Origin of the sequence: Variovorax sp. EBFNA2 (assembly GCF_033802765.1) — a bacterium.
Classification (GTDB): domain Bacteria; phylum Pseudomonadota; class Gammaproteobacteria; order Burkholderiales; family Burkholderiaceae_C; genus Variovorax; species Variovorax paradoxus_H.
Window position 1 is genome coordinate 2000096 of the sequence record NZ_CP138496.1, and the last position, 17015, is coordinate 2017110.

Annotated in this window: 15 protein-coding genes and 1 other RNA gene; 4 read left to right on the forward strand and 12 right to left on the reverse strand. The window is 65.0% G+C overall.

Going from position 1 to position 17015, the window contains the following annotated elements; translation table 11 throughout:
• Positions 1-15: 15 nt before the first annotated feature.
• The 12 genes from RZE79_RS09190 to gyrA all read right to left on the reverse strand — a co-directional run bounded on the left by RZE79_RS09190 (position 16) and on the right by gyrA (position 13959).
• On the reverse strand, positions 16-984 hold the full coding sequence (locus RZE79_RS09190) for a TRAP transporter substrate-binding protein (protein ID WP_153285334.1): 969 nt from the start codon (positions 982-984) through the stop codon (positions 16-18).
• Between the two features lie 162 nt (positions 985-1146).
• Positions 1147-1479 carry a helix-hairpin-helix domain-containing protein gene (locus RZE79_RS09195; RefSeq protein WP_153285333.1) on the reverse strand — a complete coding sequence of 111 codons (333 nt, stop codon included), beginning with the start codon at positions 1477-1479 and terminating at the stop codon, positions 1147-1149.
• Between the two features lie 137 nt (positions 1480-1616).
• Positions 1617-2804: a lipopolysaccharide assembly protein LapB gene (lapB, locus tag RZE79_RS09200; RefSeq protein WP_319360075.1), complete on the reverse strand. Its 1188-nt coding sequence runs from the start codon at positions 2802-2804 to the stop codon at positions 1617-1619.
• Positions 2794-3129 (reverse strand): LapA family protein, encoded by a 336-nt coding sequence (locus RZE79_RS09205; RefSeq protein ID WP_319360076.1) that lies wholly within the window; start codon positions 3127-3129, stop codon positions 2794-2796. Before RZE79_RS09205 ends, lapB begins: the two co-directional genes overlap by 11 nt.
• 57 nt (positions 3130-3186) lie before the next feature.
• Positions 3187-3513: an integration host factor subunit beta gene (locus tag RZE79_RS09210; RefSeq protein WP_056582668.1), complete on the reverse strand. Its 327-nt coding sequence runs from the start codon at positions 3511-3513 to the stop codon at positions 3187-3189.
• Between the two features lie 80 nt (positions 3514-3593).
• Positions 3594-5282: a 30S ribosomal protein S1 gene (gene rpsA / locus RZE79_RS09215; RefSeq protein WP_056582667.1), complete on the reverse strand. Its 1689-nt coding sequence runs from the start codon at positions 5280-5282 to the stop codon at positions 3594-3596.
• 232 nt (positions 5283-5514) lie between these two features.
• Positions 5515-7533 (reverse strand): bifunctional 3-phosphoshikimate 1-carboxyvinyltransferase/cytidylate kinase, encoded by a 2019-nt coding sequence (locus RZE79_RS09220; RefSeq protein WP_319360080.1) that lies wholly within the window; start codon positions 7531-7533, stop codon positions 5515-5517.
• Between the two features lies 1 nt (position 7534).
• Positions 7535-8428 carry a prephenate dehydrogenase/arogenate dehydrogenase family protein gene (locus RZE79_RS09225; RefSeq protein WP_153285329.1) on the reverse strand — a complete coding sequence of 298 codons (894 nt, stop codon included), beginning with the start codon at positions 8426-8428 and terminating at the stop codon, positions 7535-7537.
• 18 nt (positions 8429-8446) lie between these two features.
• On the reverse strand, positions 8447-9568 hold the full coding sequence (gene pheA, locus RZE79_RS09230; protein ID WP_153285328.1) for a prephenate dehydratase: 1122 nt from the start codon (positions 9566-9568) through the stop codon (positions 8447-8449).
• A gap of 24 nt (positions 9569-9592) precedes the next feature.
• Positions 9593-10723: a 3-phosphoserine/phosphohydroxythreonine transaminase gene (gene serC / locus RZE79_RS09235; protein ID WP_153285327.1), complete on the reverse strand. Its 1131-nt coding sequence runs from the start codon at positions 10721-10723 to the stop codon at positions 9593-9595.
• 6 nt (positions 10724-10729) lie between these two features.
• The gene (locus tag RZE79_RS09240; protein ID WP_228121817.1) at positions 10730-11317 is read right to left on the reverse strand and encodes a DUF2059 domain-containing protein; all 588 of its coding nucleotides are present in this window, start codon (positions 11315-11317) and stop codon (positions 10730-10732) included.
• Positions 11314-13959: a DNA gyrase subunit A gene (gene gyrA / locus RZE79_RS09245; RefSeq protein ID WP_319360084.1), complete on the reverse strand. Its 2646-nt coding sequence runs from the start codon at positions 13957-13959 to the stop codon at positions 11314-11316. The genes RZE79_RS09240 and gyrA overlap by 4 nt, the downstream gene beginning before the upstream one ends.
• Before the next feature lie 224 nt (positions 13960-14183).
• Here gyrA and ompA point away from each other — a divergent pair, with 224 nt between their 5' ends.
• The 4 genes from ompA (at position 14184) to ssrA (ending at position 16761) form a co-directional block, all read left to right on the forward strand.
• Positions 14184-14834: an outer membrane protein OmpA gene (ompA, locus tag RZE79_RS09250; RefSeq protein ID WP_101492498.1), complete on the forward strand. Its 651-nt coding sequence runs from the start codon at positions 14184-14186 to the stop codon at positions 14832-14834.
• Positions 14835-14964: 130 nt separating this feature from the next.
• A complete protein-coding gene (gene ubiG, locus RZE79_RS09255) occupies positions 14965-15693 on the forward strand; it encodes a bifunctional 2-polyprenyl-6-hydroxyphenol methylase/3-demethylubiquinol 3-O-methyltransferase UbiG (RefSeq protein WP_319360086.1) in 729 nt (242 codons plus the stop codon).
• Positions 15690-16364 carry a phosphoglycolate phosphatase gene (gene gph, locus RZE79_RS09260; RefSeq protein WP_319360088.1) on the forward strand — a complete coding sequence of 225 codons (675 nt, stop codon included), beginning with the start codon at positions 15690-15692 and terminating at the stop codon, positions 16362-16364. The genes ubiG and gph overlap by 4 nt, the downstream gene beginning before the upstream one ends.
• A 12-nt stretch (positions 16365-16376) precedes the next feature.
• Positions 16377-16761: a transfer-messenger RNA gene (gene ssrA / locus RZE79_RS09265) on the forward strand.
• Positions 16762-17015 lie beyond the last annotated feature (254 nt).

Sequence of the window (17015 nt, forward strand, 5' to 3'; positions counted from 1 at the left end):
GCGTGCGAAGCCGGGTCACATCTTCTTGTAGGCGTCGACGACGGCCTGGCCTTCAGGGCCGGTCTTCTCGGTCCACTCCTTGATCATGGTGTCGCCGACCTTCTTCATGTCGGCCTTGAGCTGCGCCGAGGGCACGTGCACCGTCATGCCGTTCTTCTTGAGCAGATCGAGGTACTCGACGTTCTTCTTCTTCGAGGTGTCCCAGCCGCGCTTCTCGGCATCGGCCGCCGCCTTGAGCAGCGCCTGCTGCGTGGGCTTGTCGAGCGCGTCGAAGGCCTTCTTGTTCATGAGCACCGCGTTCTTCGGCAGCCAGGCCTGGGTGTCGTAGAAGTTCTTGATGTACTCGTAGGTCTTGGTGTCGTAGCCGGTGGAGCCCGAGGACATGTACGACTCGATCACGCCCGTGGCCATGGCTTGCGACAGCTCGGCCTGCTGCACGGTGACGGGTTGCGCGCCCACGAGCTCGCCGATGCGCGCGGTGGCGGGGCTGTAGGCGCGCCACTTCACGCCCTTCAGATCGGCGGCCGAGGCGATTTCTTTCTTCACGAAGATGCCCTGCGGCGGCCATGCCACGGCGTACAGCAGCTGGATGCCCTGTTCGCCCAGCTTCTTTTCGAGCGCGGGCTTCTGTGCCTGGTAGAGCTTCCAGGCGGCGTCGTAGCTGTCGGCCAGGAAGGGGATGCCGTCGGCGCCGAACATCTGCCATTCGTTCTGGTAGTTCACCAGCAGGATCTCGCCGAGCTGCGCCTGGCCGCCCTGCACCGCGCGCTTGATCTCGGGCGCCTTGAACAGCGACGCATTGGCATGCACCGTGATCTTGAGCTTGCCGCCGCTGCCCTTGTCCACGTCGCTCGCGAACTGCGTGATGTTCTCGGTGTGGAAGTTGGTGGTCGGGTAGGCGGTGGGAAGGTCCCACTTGGTTTGCGCGAAGGCGGCGGCGCCGAAGGTGAGGCCCGCCAGGGCCATGCCGAACTTGTGATTCATGAACGCGCTCCGGAATGTGGTTAAAGCTGGATGAAAGAAAAGCATACGTGCAAATTCCGGGCCATTCGCTGAGGCATTTCCCTGCCATGTGGTGTCGATGCGGCACAAAGTGCGGGCGTAAAAAAACCGCCTCGGCGGCGGTTTCCTGGTTTCAGGGTGCTGTCACTGCTTGGCGGGTTTCGCTTCGGCCACCTTGGCGGTCTTGCCCGCCTTGGCAGGTGCTGCAGCACCGTCGAAGCTCTGGCCGTTGACCGTCAGGCCCTCGGCCGACAGCTTGGCCGCGCTCTTTTCCTTCACGCCCTTCACGCGCTGCATGAGGTCGGGCCAGTCCTTGAATTCGCCTTCCTTGCGGGCGTCGAGGATGCGCTTGGACAGCGAGGGGCCGACGCCCTTGAGGCCGTCGAGGTCGGCGGCGCTGCCCTTGTTGGCGTCGACCGCGGCGAACGAGACGGCCGCGAAGCACATGGCGAGCGTGGCGATGATTTTCTTGAACATGGTGAAAACTCCCTCTTCAATTGTTGGTATGACTAAGCCGACAGGAATATCGGCATCGGCTCAACGAGAGGGCGCGCGCACCAGTTGACGTGAAAACGGGGCCCAGGGCCCCGTGTGACGATTGTTCAGAACCGTGGTCAGAGTTCTTCCACGCGGCGCGGTGGATAGCTGTCCCAGGCCTGGCAGCCGGGGCAGTGCCAGAAGTACTGGTGCGCCTCGAAGCCGCAGGCCGCGCAGCGGTAGCGCATGAGCGGGCGCGTGGCTTGGTCGAGCGCGCGTTGCACCTGGGGATGGAACTGCTCGTGCTCGAAGCGTTCGCCGGCCAGCCAGCGCGAGGCGGCGACCAGCGAGGGTTGGTGCGCGAGGTGGATGATGTAGCTGTCGCGCGGCGTGGGGGCTTCGGTGGGCGTGTCGGTCGCGTCCGATGGCGTGGCATCGGGTGTGCCGCCGAGCGCGATCATCGCTTCGAGCACATCGATCGACGGCGACTCGGCATAGCGCCGCTGCAGCAGCGCCAGCGCCTCGCCTTCTCGGTGCGCGGCCACGGCCGCCTTTTGCAGTGACGCGGCGTACAGCGGCAGCGCCAGCGGCGCCGTGTCGCTGAGTCCTTCGAGCGTGTCGAAGGCTGCGGCGGCTTCGCCGTTGCGCAGCTGCAGGGTGGCGGTGTCGATGGCCGGCCGCGGGGCTTGCGGTGCCAGGGCCCGGGCCTGCGTGAGCAGGTCGCTGGCGCCCGGCAGGTCGCCCGCTGCGACGCGTTCGTTGGCCTGTTCGCACAGGTGATGGGCGCGCCGCGTGCTGTAGCTGGCCTGGTCGGACTCGTCGAGCTTCTGCGCCACGTCGGCGGCCTGGGCCCATTCGCGCGAGCGTTCGTAGATGGCCAGCAGCGCGAGCCGGGCTTCGTTTTCGTAGCGCGTGCCTTCGAGCTTCTGCAGTGCGGCCTCGGCGCGGTCGAGCAGACCGGCGCGCAGGAAGTCTTGCGCCAGCGCATGCTGGGCGCGTTCGCGGTCAGCGCGGCTCAGGTCGCCGCGGCCCAGCAGGTGCTCATGCACGCGCACGGCCCGCTGGTACTCGCCGCGGCGGCGGAACAGGTTGCCGAGCGCGAAGTGCAGCTCTTGCGTGTCGGGGTCGTTCTGCACGGCCTCGATGAAGGCGTCGATCGCCTGGTCCTGCTGCTCGTTGAGCAGGAAGTTCAGGCCGCGAAAGTAGGCCTTGGGCGCCTGCCGGTTCTCGAGCTTGAGCTGGCGGATGTCGAAGCGCGATGCGAGCCAGCCCAGCACGAAGGCGACGGGCAGGCCGATCAGCAGCCAGCTGGGATCAAAGTCCATGTTGACGTACGGCGGGAAGGTCGGTGGCCGAGATGGACGGCGTTGCCGCGGAAGCGGTCGCAGTGGCCGTCGGCGCGGGCGAGGGGGCTTCGGAAACCGCAGGCACCTGGGCTGCGGCGGCGCGGTGCTTCCACCACCCGGGCAGCATGCCGAGCGCACCCACAACGAGCCCGCCGGCAAAGGCCGCGAGCACGACGAGCACCAGCGGCGCGCGCCAGTGGGTTCCGAAGAAGAAGTAGACGGTCGCGTCGTGCTGGTTGTTCAGCGCGAAGGCGAAGAGCGTAAAAAAAATGGCTGCCTTGAGCAGCCACAGGAGGTATTTCATGCGCGTTCCCGTTGGCGGGACGATTCTACGTTTGCAGCCATCGGGGCAGCCCTGCCATCAGGCCTTGCGGCCGGCGGCTTCCTTGCCTGCATCGAGTTCGGCGGTCTTCGCGTCGACGGCTTCGCGCAGTGCCTTGCCCGGCTTGAAGTGCGGCACGCGCTTCTCGGGGATCTGCACGCTCTCACCCGAACGCGGGTTGCGGCCGATGCGCGGCGGACGGCGGTTCACCGAGAAGCTGCCGAAGCCACGGATCTCGATGCGGTGTCCGCGCACCAGCGCGTCGCTCATCGCGTCCAGAATGGTCTTGACGGCGTATTCGGCATCGCGGTGCGTGAGCTGCGCGAAACGGGCGGCGAGTTCTTCGACGAGGTCTGAGCGGGTCATAGGCCAAACATAAACGAAAAACGTGGACGAAAAAAAAGACAGAGCGGCCCCGGGGGCCTGCCTCTGTCTTCGGACTCAGCTTACTTGTTGTCGCTGTTGTCGAGCTTGGCGCGCAGCAGAGCGCCCAGGCTGGTCGTGCCCGCGTTTTCGCGTGCCGACTGCTGGCTCAGGTTGGCCATGGCGCCTTGTTCGTCAACCATGTCCTTCTGCTTGATCGACAGCTGGATGTTGCGGGTCTTGCGATCCACATTCACCACGATGGCCGTGACTTCGTCGCCTTCCTTGAGCACGTTACGGGCATCTTCGACGCGGTCGCGCGAGATTTCCGAAGCACGCAGGTAGCCGATGATGTCTTCGCCGAGGTCGATTTCAGCGCCGCGGGCGTCCACGGTCTTGACCTTGCCGGTCACGATCTGGCCCTTGTCGTTCACGGTGGTGAACGTGGTGAACGGATCGCTGTCGAGCTGCTTGATGCCCAGCGAGATGCGTTCGCGGTCGACGTCGACAGCCAGCACGATCGCTTCGACTTCCTGGCCCTTCTTGTAGTTGCGAACGGCGGTTTCGCCGGTTTCGTTCCACGAGAGGTCCGAGAGGTGCACCAGGCCGTCGATGCCGGCAGCCAGACCCACGAACACGCCGAAGTCGGTGATCGACTTGATCGGGCCCTTGACGCGGTCGCCACGCTTCGTGTTTTGCGCGAACTCTTGCCACGGGTTGGCCTTGCACTGCTTCATGCCCAGGCTGATGCGGCGCTTGTCTTCGTCGATTTCCAGGACCATGACTTCGACTTCGTCGCCCAGCGAGACGATCTTGTTCGGAGCGATGTTCTTGTTGGTCCAGTCCATTTCGGAGACGTGCACCAGGCCTTCGATGCCGGGTTCGAGTTCGACGAACGCGCCGTAGTCGGCGATGTTCGTGACCTTGCCGAACAGGCGGGTCGATTGCGGGTAGCGGCGCGAAACGCCCATCCACGGGTCGTCGCCCATTTGCTTGAGACCCAGTGAGACACGGTTCTTTTCGGTGTCGAACTTGAGGATCTTGGCGGTGATTTCCTGGCCGGCCTGAACGACTTCGCTCGGGTGGCGAACACGGCGCCATGCCATGTCGGTGATGTGCAGCAGGCCGTCGATGCCGCCGAGGTCCACGAACGCACCGTATTCGGTGATGTTCTTGACCACGCCGCGGACAACAGCGCCTTCCTTCAGGGTTTCCATCAGCTTGGCGCGCTCTTCGCCCATGCTGGCTTCGACCACAGCACGGCGCGACAGCACGACGTTGTTGCGCTTGCGATCAAGCTTGATGACCTTGAATTCGAGGGTCTTGTTTTCGTACGGGGTCAGGTCCTTGATCGGACGCGTGTCGATCAGCGAACCCGGCAGGAATGCACGGATGCCGTTGACCAGAACGGTCAGACCGCCCTTGACCTTGCCGCTGGTGGTGCCGGTGACGAAGTCGCCCGATTCCAGGGCCTTCTCGAGGGCGAGCCACGAAGCCAGACGCTTGGCGGTGTCGCGCGAGAGGATGGTGTCGCCGTAGCCGTTTTCAACGCTGCCGATGGCAACGGAAACGAAATCGCCGGCCTGGACTTCGAGTTCGCCCTTGTCGTTCTTGAACTCTTCGATCGGCACATACGCTTCGGACTTCAGACCGGCGTTGACGACGACGTGGTTGTGTTCGACGCGCACGACTTCGGCCGTGATGACCTCGCCGCTGCGCATTTCGGAACGCTTCAGGGACTCTTCGAATAGGTCGGCAAAAGATTCAGACATTTATGGTTCCTTCCGTCAGGCAGGGTTGGCAGGCGCTCTTGCGAAATTGCGTGCGGCTGCTGGAGGTCTGTAGACGGCGGTTAGGTTGTGGGCAGGAGCCCGGTTGGTGGAACAACCAGCAGGCCAGTGCGCTGTCGCGCGGAAGGAGCCTGCTGGAGCGGTAGGCGCCACCCGGAACACCCGGGAGACGCAAGCCTTTCAAGCGGACTTGAAAGGCTGCACTTCAATCCGCTCAAGCGGACTTGAACGGTTGAATTTCTTGCCACCAGTTCAACACCGTGTCGATCGAGTGTTCGATGGACAGCTGGGAGTTGTCGAGGTGGCGAGCGTCCTGCGCCGGCTTCAGAGGGGCGACGCTGCGGGAAGAGTCCCGGGCGTCACGTGCTTCCAAGTCGGAGCGAAGACTGTCGAGTGTAGTCGAAATACCCTTTGAAATCAACTGCTTATGCCGCCGTTCGGCGCGCTGGGCGGCACCCGCCGTGAGGAACACCTTGAGCGCCGCGTCGGGGAAGATCACGGTGCCCATGTCGCGCCCGTCGGCCACGAGGCCGGGCAGGCGGCGAAAGCGGTGTTGCAGGTCTTGCAGCGCCTCGCGCACGGCCGGCAGCGCGGAGACGCGCGAGGCATCCATGCCGGCGGCTTCGGTGCGGATGTCGTCGCTCACATCGTCGCCGGCCAGCAGCACCTTGCCCTCGGTGAACTGCAGGGGCAGGGCGGCCGCGAGGGCGGCGATCTGCGCCTCGTTCGCGGCCGTGGCCTCCAGGCCGGCGCGGCGGGCAGCAAGGCCGGTCACGCGGTAGAGCGAGCCCGAATCGAGGTAGTGATAGCCCAGCAGGCGCGCCACCTCGGCGGCCAGCGTGCCCTTGCCCGAGGCGGTCGGGCCGTCGATGCAGATCACGGGCACCTCGGCAGCCTGGGCCACCGAGAACAGGGTCTCGAAGTAGTCGGGGAAGGTCTTGGCGACGCAGTGGGGCTCGAGGATGCGCACCGGCACGCCGGCCGGGTTGAAGGCCGCGAGCGAAAAACACATGGCGACGCGGTGATCGTCATAGGTGCGGATGCTGGCGGGCCGCCATCCGGCAGCCGGCAGCGGATGGACGCGGATGAAATCCGGCCCCGCCTCGACCGTCGCGCCGAGCTTCTGCAGCTCGTTGGCCATGGCGTCGATGCGGTCGGTTTCCTTCACACGCCAGCTCGCGATGTTGCGCAGCGTGCTGGGGCCGTCGGCGTACAGCGCCATGACGGCCAGCGTCATGGCCGCATCGGGGATGTGGTTCGCGTCGAGGTCGATGGCCTTGAGGGGCCAGGCGCCGCGGCGGATCTCGAGCCAGTTCGGGCCGCTGTCGACCAGCGCACCCATTTGCGCGGCGGCATCGATGAAACGGATGTCGCCCTGGATCGAGGCCGCGCCGACGCCTTCGATCCGGATGCCGTTCTGGCCCGAAACGCCCGTTGCAATGGCGCCGAGTGCTATGAAATAGCTGGCAGACGAGGCGTCCGCCTCGACGTGGATCTCACCCGGCGAGCTGTAGCGGCTGCCGGCGGGAATGGTGAAGCGCTCCCAGCCATCGCGCCGCACCGTGATGCCGAAGCGCGCCAGCAGGTTCAGCGTGATCTCGATGTAGGGCTTGGAAATCAGCTCGCCGACCACCTCGACCACGATGTCGTTGGCCGCCGCGAGCGGCAGCGCCAGCAGCAGGGCGGTCAGGAACTGGCTCGACACGTCGCCGCGCACGCGGATCGGTGCGCGCAGTGCCAGTTCGTCGTGCGACACCGGATGAATGCGCAGCGGCGGATAGCCGGGGTTGCCGAGGTAGTCGATGCGGCAGCCGAGTTGCGTGAGTGCATCGACCAGGTCGCCGATCGGGCGCTCGTGCATGCGCGGCACGCCGCTGAGTTCGAACTCGCCGCCGAGCAGCGACAGCGCCGCGGTCAGCGGGCGCATCGCTGTGCCGGCATTGCCCAGGAACAGCGGCAGCAGCGTCGCGCCCGGCGACGGCGGCAGCTGGCCGCCCAGGCCCGTGATGCGCAGCGAACTGCCGGCCGGCTGGATGCCGCAGCCCAGCGCGCGCAGGGCGTCGAGCATCACGCGCGTGTCGTCGGAATCGAGCAGGTCGTGGATCGTGGTGGTGCCGCTGGCAAGCGCGGCCAGCAGCAGCACGCGGTTGGAGATGCTCTTGGAGCCCGGCAGCCGGACCGTGCCGGCGGCGCCCACGAGAGGCGGAAGATCGAGGAAAGCGGTCGAGAACATGTCAGCTGTCCTGCAGGGCCGAGGCGTCGGAACTCGCATTCGGCTTCCAACGCGCGCGCGCCTTGCTGGCGGAGGCGATGGATTGCTCCAGCCCCTGAAGGTCGCCGGCGGTCATCAGCGCTTCGAGATCGTCGAGCGCCTGCCGGACAGCCCTCGATTGTTGGAGCACCTGCTCGCGATTGGCCAGCAGCACATCGCGCCACATGACCGGATCGCTGGCGGCGATGCGCGAAAAGTCCCGAAAGCCCGGTCCGGCCAGGTCCAGGAAGCGGTCGCCTTCGGGCTGTGCGGTCAGCGCATTGATGTACGCGAAGGCCAACAGGTGCGGCAGATGGCTCACGGCGGCAAAAGCGGCGTCGTGCGCTTCGTGCGTCATGGTGACGACGTTGGCGCCGATGCCGCTCCACACCTGCGAGGCGCGCTGCACGTTCGAGCGCAGCGTGGTCTTGACCGGGGTCAGCACGACCTGGCGGCCGGTGAACAGCGAGGCTTCGGCGTGCTCGATGCCGGAGACTTCCTTGCCGGCGATCGGGTGCGCCGGCACGAAGTTCGCGAATTGCTTTTGCAGGCCGTTGCGCGCGGCTTCGATCACGTCGCCCTTGGTCGAGCCGACGTCCATCACCAGCGTGTCGGCCGAGATGCCGTGGCGGATGGCCTTGAAGGTGGCTTCCGAGGCGGCCACCGGCACCGCCAGCAGCACGAGGTCGGCGCCGGACACCGCCAGCAGCGCCGAGGGCGCCGCCACGTCGATCACGCCGAGCTGGCGCGCCCGCTCAGTGGTGGAGGGCGACTTGCTGTAGCCGACCACGCGTTTCACCAGCTTCGCGCGCTTGAGCGCGAGCGCAAAGGAGCCGCCCATGAGGCCGCAGCCGATCAATCCCAGTTGCTCGAACATCGCGTCGGTCCGTTCGGCTCAGGCTTTGATCGGGTAGGCGCCGAGCACCTTGTAGAAGGCGCAGAGGCCGCGCAGTTCGGCCAGTGCCGCGGCCACGTTGGGCTGCGAGGGGTGGCCGTCGAGGTCGATGTAGAAGTAGTACTCCCACTGGCCGGTGCGTGCGGGGCGCGACTCGAAGCGCGTCATCGACACGTTGTTGGCCTTCAACGGCACCAGCAGGTCGTGCACTGCGCCGGGCCGGTTCGGCACCGAGACGATGAGGCTCGTGCAGTCCTTGCCCGAGGCCGGCGGCATGGCCAGCGTCTGCGGCAGGCAGATCACCGAGAAGCGGGTGCGGTTGTACGAGTCGTCCTGGATGGCGTGCGCCACGATGTGCAGGCCGAAGCGGGTGGCGGCGCGTTCGCCGGCCAGCGCGGCCCAGGCCGGGTTGGTGGCCGCGAGGCGCGCGCCTTCGGCGTTGCTCGACACGGCGCGTCGCTCGGCGTTGGGGAGGTGCTTGGACAGCCAGGTCTGGCACTGCGCCAGCGCCTGCGGGTGGGCCAGCACGGCCTCGACGCCTTCGAGCGAATTGCTGCTGCGCATCAGGTGATGGCGCACCAGCAGGCTGACTTCGCCGACGACATGGGTGGGCGAGTGCAGGAACAGGTCGAGCGAGCGCGTGACCACGCCTTCGGTCGAGTTCTCGACACCGACCACGCCGTACTGGGCGCTGCCTGCTGCCGTGGCGTGGAACACCTCGTCGAAGCTGGCGCAGTAAATCAGGTCGGCGGCGCCGCCAAAGTACTCGATGGCGGCCTGTTCGCAGAAGGTGCCTTCGGGGCCGAGCACGGCCACGCGCTGCGGCGACTCGAGGGCCAGGCAGGCCGACATGATCTCGCGCCAGATGGCTGCGACATGGAGGTCCTTGAGCGGACCGCCATTGCTGCTTTGCATCTTGTCGATGACCGCGGCAACGCGGTCGGGGCGGAAGAACGGCGTGCCTTCGCGCTTCTTGACCTCGCCGACCAGCTCGGCCACATGGGCGCGCTCGTTGAGCAGGCTCAGGAGCCGTTGGTCGAGCGAGTCGATCTGCACGCGCAGATCGGCCAGGCTTTCGGAATTGTCGGGGGAGGTGGGTGGTGTGGGGGCAGAGGCGGTCATCGGTGCGAGCAACAGGGCATGCGCCTACGCATGCGATCGCTCGAATTCTCTCATGTAGGCCACCAAGGCCTGCACCCCTGCCAGCGGCATGGCGTTGTAGATGCTCGCCCGCATGCCACCGACCGACTTGTGACCCTTGAGCTGCAGCAGTCCGGCTTCGCGTGCACCGGCCAGGAAGGCTTCGTTGCGGCTTTCGTCGGCCAGGAAGAACGGCACGTTCATGCGCGAACGGCAGCTTGCGTCGATGCGGTTGGCGTAGAAGTCGGAGCCGTCGATGAAGCTGTAGAGCAGCGTCGCCTTCTCGATGTTGCGTTGCTCCATCGCGGCGATGCCGGTGAGTCCGCCTTCGGTCTGCTGCAGCAGCCACTGGAACGTGAGCCCCGCCATGTAGATGCCCCAGGTCGGCGGGGTGTTGTACATGGACTGGTTGTCGGCCACGGTCTTGTAGTTGAACGCGCTCGGGCAGATTTCGAGGGCGTGGCCCAGCAGGTCGTCGCGCACGACCACGATGGTCAGGCCGGCGGGGCCGAGGTTCTTCTGGGCGCCGCCGAAGGCCAGGCCCACGCGGCTCCAGTCGACGCTGCGCGAGGCCACGTGCGACGAGAAATCGATGACCAGCGGCGCCTTGCTGCCAAGCGCGGCCAGGTCGGGCAATTGCTGGAACTCGATGCCGTTGATGGTTTCGTTGCTGCACACGTGCACGTACGAGGCATCGGCGGACAGCTGCCAGCGCGCGGGATCGGGCAGCTTCGTGTGCTGGTTGTCGACGTTGCTCGCGGCCACGCGAGCCGTGCAGTAGCGCTGCGCTTCCTTGTGCGACTTGGCGCTCCAGCTGCCCGTGACGACGAAGTCGGCGGCGGCGCCGCGCGACAGGTTCAACGGCACGATGGCGTTTTCGCCAAGGCCGCCACCCTGCATGAACAGGATGTGAAAGTGCGAGGGGATGGCCAGCAGCGTGCGGATGTCGGCTTCCGCCTGGGTGCAGATGGCACCGAACTCCTTGCCGCGATGGCTCATTTCCATCACGCTCATGCCGCTGCCCTGCCAATCGAGCATCTCGGAAGCGGCGCGTTGAAGCACCGCCTCCGGCATGGCAGCCGGACCGGCCGAAAAGTTGTAGGGGCGCTTGCCGGCCGGCGTCTGCTGCTGGGTCACGTTGCTTTACTTCTTGGCAGGAGCCTTGGCGGCGGGCGCCTTGGCGGGAGCTGCGCCGCCGTCGGTCGGAGCACCGAGGGCCTTGGCGACGTTGGTGTCGAGTGCGCGCATCTTGGGTTCGATGGTGGCGCGGGTGTCGGTCACCAGCTTTTCCGTCAGAGCGGTCTGCATCTTCGGGTTCAGTTCCTGGTACTTCTTGCTCAGGGGCGAGTTGATCCAGGCCAGCAGCTGCTTGAGCTCGTCTTCGGTGAAGTTCTGCTCGAGGATGGGCGTGAGGGCGCCAGGGGCGATCTGCACGGCCTTGTCGCGCACGACCGGGTAGGCGTCGTCGAAGTACTTCTTCAGCTCGGCGTCGGCGGCCTTGGCGGCGGCTTCGCGCTTGGCTTCGGGCACTTGCGTCTGCAGGTACTGCGAACCGGCTTGCGCGATGGGGGCGCTCGACTGCTCGATCAGGCCGCGTGCCAGCGATTCGATGCCGGGGCGCTGGATCTCGATGAACTGCTTGATCAGCGTGGCCTTGTCCTGGGCCATGGCGGCCATGGACGAGCCGGCGAGGGCAGCGGTCAGGAGTGCGAGCTTGAGTTGTTTTTTCACTGAGGATTCTCCGTTGAAGATGTGGAAGTGTCGTCTGCGTCCGGCTCGCTTTCGCCGACCGCGTCGTTTTCGACGATGCGTTGAAGCCCGCTGAGTTTGGCGCCTTCGTCGAGCCCGATCAGCGTGACGCCTTGCGTCGCCCGACCCAGTTCGCGAATCTCGGCCACACGGGTGCGCACGAGCACACCCTTGTCGGTGATGAGCATGATCTCATCGTCCGCATGAACGAGCGTGGCGGCAACGACCTTGCCGTTGCGCTCACTCTGTTGAATCGCGATCATGCCTTTGGTTCCGCGGCCATGACGGGTGTATTCGGTAATGCTTGTACGTTTTCCGTAACCATTTTCGGTGGCGGTGAGCACGCTCTGCTGTTCGTCCTCGGCCACCAGCATGGCGATCACGCCCTGGCCCGGCTCCAGCGACATGCCGCGTACGCCGCGGGCATTGCGGCCCAGCGGGCGGACGTCTTCTTCGTCGAAGCGCACGGCCTTGCCGTTGTCGCTGAACAGCATCACGTCGTGCTTGCCGTCGGTGAGTGCCGCGCCGATGAGGTAGTCGCCTTCATCGAGGTTCACGGCAATGATGCCGCCCTTGCGCGGGTTGCTGAATTCGTCGAGCGCCGTCTTCTTGACCGTGCCCATGGAGGTCGACATGAACACGTACTGGTCGGCCGGGAAGGTGCGCTTCTCGCCAGTGAGGGCGAGCGCGACGTTGATCTTCTCGCCTTCCTGCAGCGGGAACATGTTGACGATGGGACGCCCGCGCGAGCCGCGCGAACCCGCCGGCACTTCCCACACCTTGAGCCAGTACAGCCGGCCGCGGTTGGAGAAGCACAGGATGTAGTCGTGCGTGTTGGCGATGAAGAGCTGGTCGATCCAGTCGTCTTCCTTCGTGGCCGTGGCCTGCTTGCCGCGGCCGCCGCGTTTTTGTGCGCGGTACTCGCCGAGCGGCTGGCTCTTGATGTAGCCGCTGTGCGAGAGCGTGACGACCATGTCGGTCGGCGTTATCAGGTCTTCGGTCGAGAGGTCGTAGGCGCTGTGCTCGACCAGGCTGCGGCGGGCGCCGAGCTTGCTTTGGCCGAACTCCTGCTTGATCTCGCCGAGCTCGTCGCCAATGATGATGGAGACGCGTTCGGGCTTGGCCAGGATGTCGAGCAGGTCGTCAATCTCGGCCATGACTTCCTTGTACTCGGCGACGATCTTGTCTTGCTCGAGGCCGGTCAGGCGCTGCAGACGCATCTGCAGGATTTCCTGCGCCTGCGTTTCAGACAGGCGATAGAGGCCATCGCCGCCCATGCCGAACTCGCGCTCGAGGCCTTCGGGGCGGTAATCGTCGGCGTTGATCACGCCGCCGTCGGCGCGCGAGCGCGTGAGCATTTCGCGCACCAGCTTGCTGTCCCAGGCGCGGGTCATGAGCTCGGCCTTGGCGACCGGCGGGGTGGGCGATTCGCGGATGATGCGAATGAACTCGTCGATGTTGGCCAGCGCCACCGCCAGGCCTTCGAGCACGTGGCCGCGTTCGCGGGCCTTGCGCAGCGTGAAGACCGTGCGGCGCGTGACCACTTCGCGGCGGTGCTGCAGGAAGACCTCGATCAGGTCCTTCAGGTTGCACAGCTTGGGCTGGCCATCGACCAGCGCCACCATGTTGATGCCGAAGGTGTCCTGCAGCTGCGTCTGCTTGTAGAGGTTGTTGAGCACGACCTCGGGCACTTCGCCGCGCTTGAGTTCGATCACCAGGCGCATGCCCGACTTGTCGGACTCGTCCTGGATGTGGCTGATGCCTTCGATTTTTTTCTCGTGCACCAGCTCGGCCATGCGCTCCTGCAGCGTCTTCTTGTTGACCTGGTAGGGGAGCTCGTCAACGATGATCGCCTGGCGCTGGCCGCGGTCGATGTCCTCGAAGTGGCACTTGGCGCGCATCACGACCTTGCCGCGGCCGGTGCGATAGCCGTCCTTCACGCCGTTGATGCCGTAGATGATGCCGGCGGTGGGGAAGTCCGGCGCCGGCACGATTTCCATCAGTTCGTCGATGGTGGCCTGCGGATTGCGCAGCAGATACAGGCATGCATCCACCACTTCATTCAGGTTGTGCGGCGGGATATTCGTGGCCATGCCGACCGCAATACCGCCGGAGCCATTGACCAGCAAATTCGGCAGCTGGCTGGGCAAAACTTTCGGTTCTTTTTCGGAGCCGTCGTAATTGTCCTGAAAGTCGACGGTTTCCTTGTCGATATCCGCCAGCATTTCGTGTGCAATTTTGGCCAGCCGGATTTCCGTATAACGCATTGCGGCCGCGTTGTCGCCGTCGACCGACCCGAAGTTGCCCTGGCCGTCGACCAGCATGTGGCGCATCGAGAAGTCCTGGGCCAGGCGGACGATGGTGTCGTAGACCGACTGGTCGCCGTGCGGGTGGTACTTACCGATCACGTCGCCGACGATACGGGCCGACTTCTTGTACGGCCGGTTCCAGTCGTTGTTGAGCTCGTGCATCGCGTACAGCACCCGGCGGTGCACCGGCTTGAGGCCGTCGCGGGCGTCGGGAAGCGCCCGGCCGACGATCACGCTCATGGCGTAATCGAGGTAGCTGCTGCGCATTTCCTCTTCGAGACTGATGGGCAGGGTTTCTTTGGCGAAGGAGGTCATGAGCTAGAGGCTGGCGGCAGGAAGGCGAAATTTTACGCTGTGAGGGGTGTCGCACCGCCGCAACACAAGGGCTCTATTCCGCCTCCGTCCTACGCTTCGGGGGCGTCCAGCGGCCTGTTTGCCAAAGACCCTATGGCACAATCGTCTCAACGTTTTGGGTGGTGGTCACTTAAAGCGTCCTTGATTCGCAGCGCGGCTGCGGCTTTTTCCCCAAGAGGAGAACCATGAAGAAACTGAATAAAGTGGCGATGATGTTTGCAGTCGCTGCGCTCGCCACTGCCGCCGGCGCGCAGACCCGTGTCACCGCTGCGAACGGCGGTCCTACGATCGACAACTGGCAAAACGGCACCGGCGAACTCGTCTGGAAGAACGGCACGAACGAACTGTGCTGGCGCGATGCCAACTGGACGCCCGCAACGGCTGCCGCCGGTTGCGACGGTGCTCTGGTTCCGGCTGGCCCGGCTGCTGTGGCTCCTACGCCTGGCGCTCCGGTTGCTCCGCCTCCCGCACAAGTCGCTGCTTCGAAGGTCACCTTCGCTGCTGACGCCTTCTTCGACTTCGACAAGTCGGTTCTGAAGCCTGAAGGTCGCGCCAAGCTGACCGACCTGGTCGAGAAGATCCGTGGCGTGAACCTCGAAGTGATCATCGCTGTGGGTCACACCGACTCCATCGGTACCGACGCATACAACCAGCGTCTGTCGGTGCGTCGCGCCGAAGCCGTCAAGGCCTTCCTGGTCTCGAAGGGCATCGAACGCAACCGCGTCTACACCGAAGGCAAGGGCGAGAAGCAGCCAGTGGCTGACAACCGCACCAAGGAAGGCCGCGCCAAGAACCGTCGCGTGGAAATCGAAGTGGTTGGCACCCGCGCCAACTGATCGATCGATTCCATCGACGAATGAAAACCCCGCCTCGGCGGGGTTTTTTTATGCCTGACGTATTTGCAGTCGGGCCTGAATCCAAGCCCATTGCTTTCGAGTCGGGCTTTGCTCGCTTCATAATTGCCGTATGACAGAACACGTGAATGCAGATCCGGCCGAACTGGCCAAGTTTTCGGAGCTCGCACACCGGTGGTGGGATTTGGAGAGTGAATTCCGCCCGCTGCACGAAATCAATCCATTGCGACTCGAATGGATTGACGGTATTGCGCCTATTTCGGGTCAACGTGTGGTCGATATCGGTTGTGGCGGCGGCATCCTGGCCGATTCGATGGCGCGCAAGGGTGCCGACGTGCTGGGCATCGACCTGGCGACCAAGGCCCTCAAGGTCGCCCAACTGCATGCGCTCGAGGCGGGGACGCGTGGCGTCAAGTACCGCGAAGTCAGCGCCGAGGCGCTGGCGGCCGAGCAACCCGGCAGCTTCGATGTCGTCACCTGCATGGAAATGCTGGAGCACGTGCCCGATCCGGCATCGGTGATCCAGGCCTGCGCCACCCTGGTGAAACCGGGCGGCTGGGTGTTCTTCTCGACCATCAACCGCAACCTGAAGTCCTTCATGCTGGCGATCGTGGGGGCCGAGTACGTCCTGGGCATGCTGCCGCGCGGCACGCACGAGTACCCCAAGCTGATCCGCCCCAGCGAATTGGCGGGCTATTGCCGTGCCGCCCGCCTGGACCTGCGCCATACGCGCGGCATGGAACACAACCCCCTCACCCGGCGCTACTGGCTCAGCGCCGACACCAGCGTCAATTACATGTTCGCGACCCAGAAGCCGGCGCTGCCGGAGGCGCAGCGATGACGGGAGCGGCGAAGAAGACACAGGCCATCCTGTTCGACCTCGACGGCACGCTGATCGACAGCGCCCCCGATCTCGGCGCCGCCGCCGACAAGATGCGCACCGACCGCGGGCTGGCGCCTTATCCGCTGGAGCGCTACCGCCCGATGGCCGGTGCCGGCGCGCGCGGCATGCTCGGCATCGCATTCGGCATCACGCCCGATGCGCCCGAGTTCGACACGCTGCGCGAGGAGTTCTACGTCGCCTACGAGCGTCGCATGCTGCTCAATACACTCGTGTTCGATGGCGTGGCGCCGCTGATCGAGGCGCTGCGCGAGCGCGGCCTGCGCTGGGGCGTGGTCACCAACAAGTCGGCCCGCTTCACCGACCCGCTGACCGGCGCAATGCCGCTCTTCGCGAGCGCGGGCGCCATCGTGAGCGGCGACACCACGCCGTTTTCCAAGCCCCACCCCGAGCCGCTGCACGAGGCGGCGCGCCGCCTGGGCGTGGCGTCCGAGGCCTGCATCTACGTCGGGGACGACGAACGCGACATCGTCGCGGGCCGTGCCGCAGGCATGCGCACGGTCGCTGCCACCTACGGCTACATGGGTTCAGAGGCCGATTCGACCCTGTGGCAGGCCGATGCTTCAATCTCTTCACCCCTTGAGCTCTTGAAGTTACTCAATAGCGCCTAAAATGGGACGCTTGGGGCTGCACTGGTTTCGACGTGGGTTCGGAGTCGCAGCGGGGCATGTCGAGCTGAATGCGCTCGTAAAACAGATTCAAACAAACTAACTGCAAACGACGAACGTTTCGCACTCGCTGCTTAATTGCCAGTGAGCCTTGCAACAGTTGGCCGATGGGCTGGGCAAGGGGGTCTGGAGCAATCCTGACCTCCCGGCTGCAAGGATAATTACATGGGCTGGCTCCGATCCGGGTACCTTGGGTCGGGGCGAGAAAATAGGGTGCTGGCGTCCGGTTTAGCGTGTGACTGCGCGACTCCGGAAGCGAGACTTAAATCAGATCACTAAACATGTAGAACTGCGCGATGAAGGCTTGCGGACGGGGGTTCAAATCCCCCCAGCTCCACCACATACAACGTCCAAGGGCGTTCACTGAATCTCAGTGAACGCCCTTTTTCATTGGGGCGTGGGTCACTTGTCTTGCGAGGAAGGCCGATGAGATTTGAGGGCAGCCAAGGTTAGATCGGGGAACAAACCCGGGCGGACCGGCGAGTGCAGAGCATCTGAGCGAGCAGTAGATTCGGACTTTGCAGCGTAGATGGAATGAAGACCCGCCCCGGGCGTCCTCCGGGCTACGATGGCAAACCTGTGAGCATTCCAGAC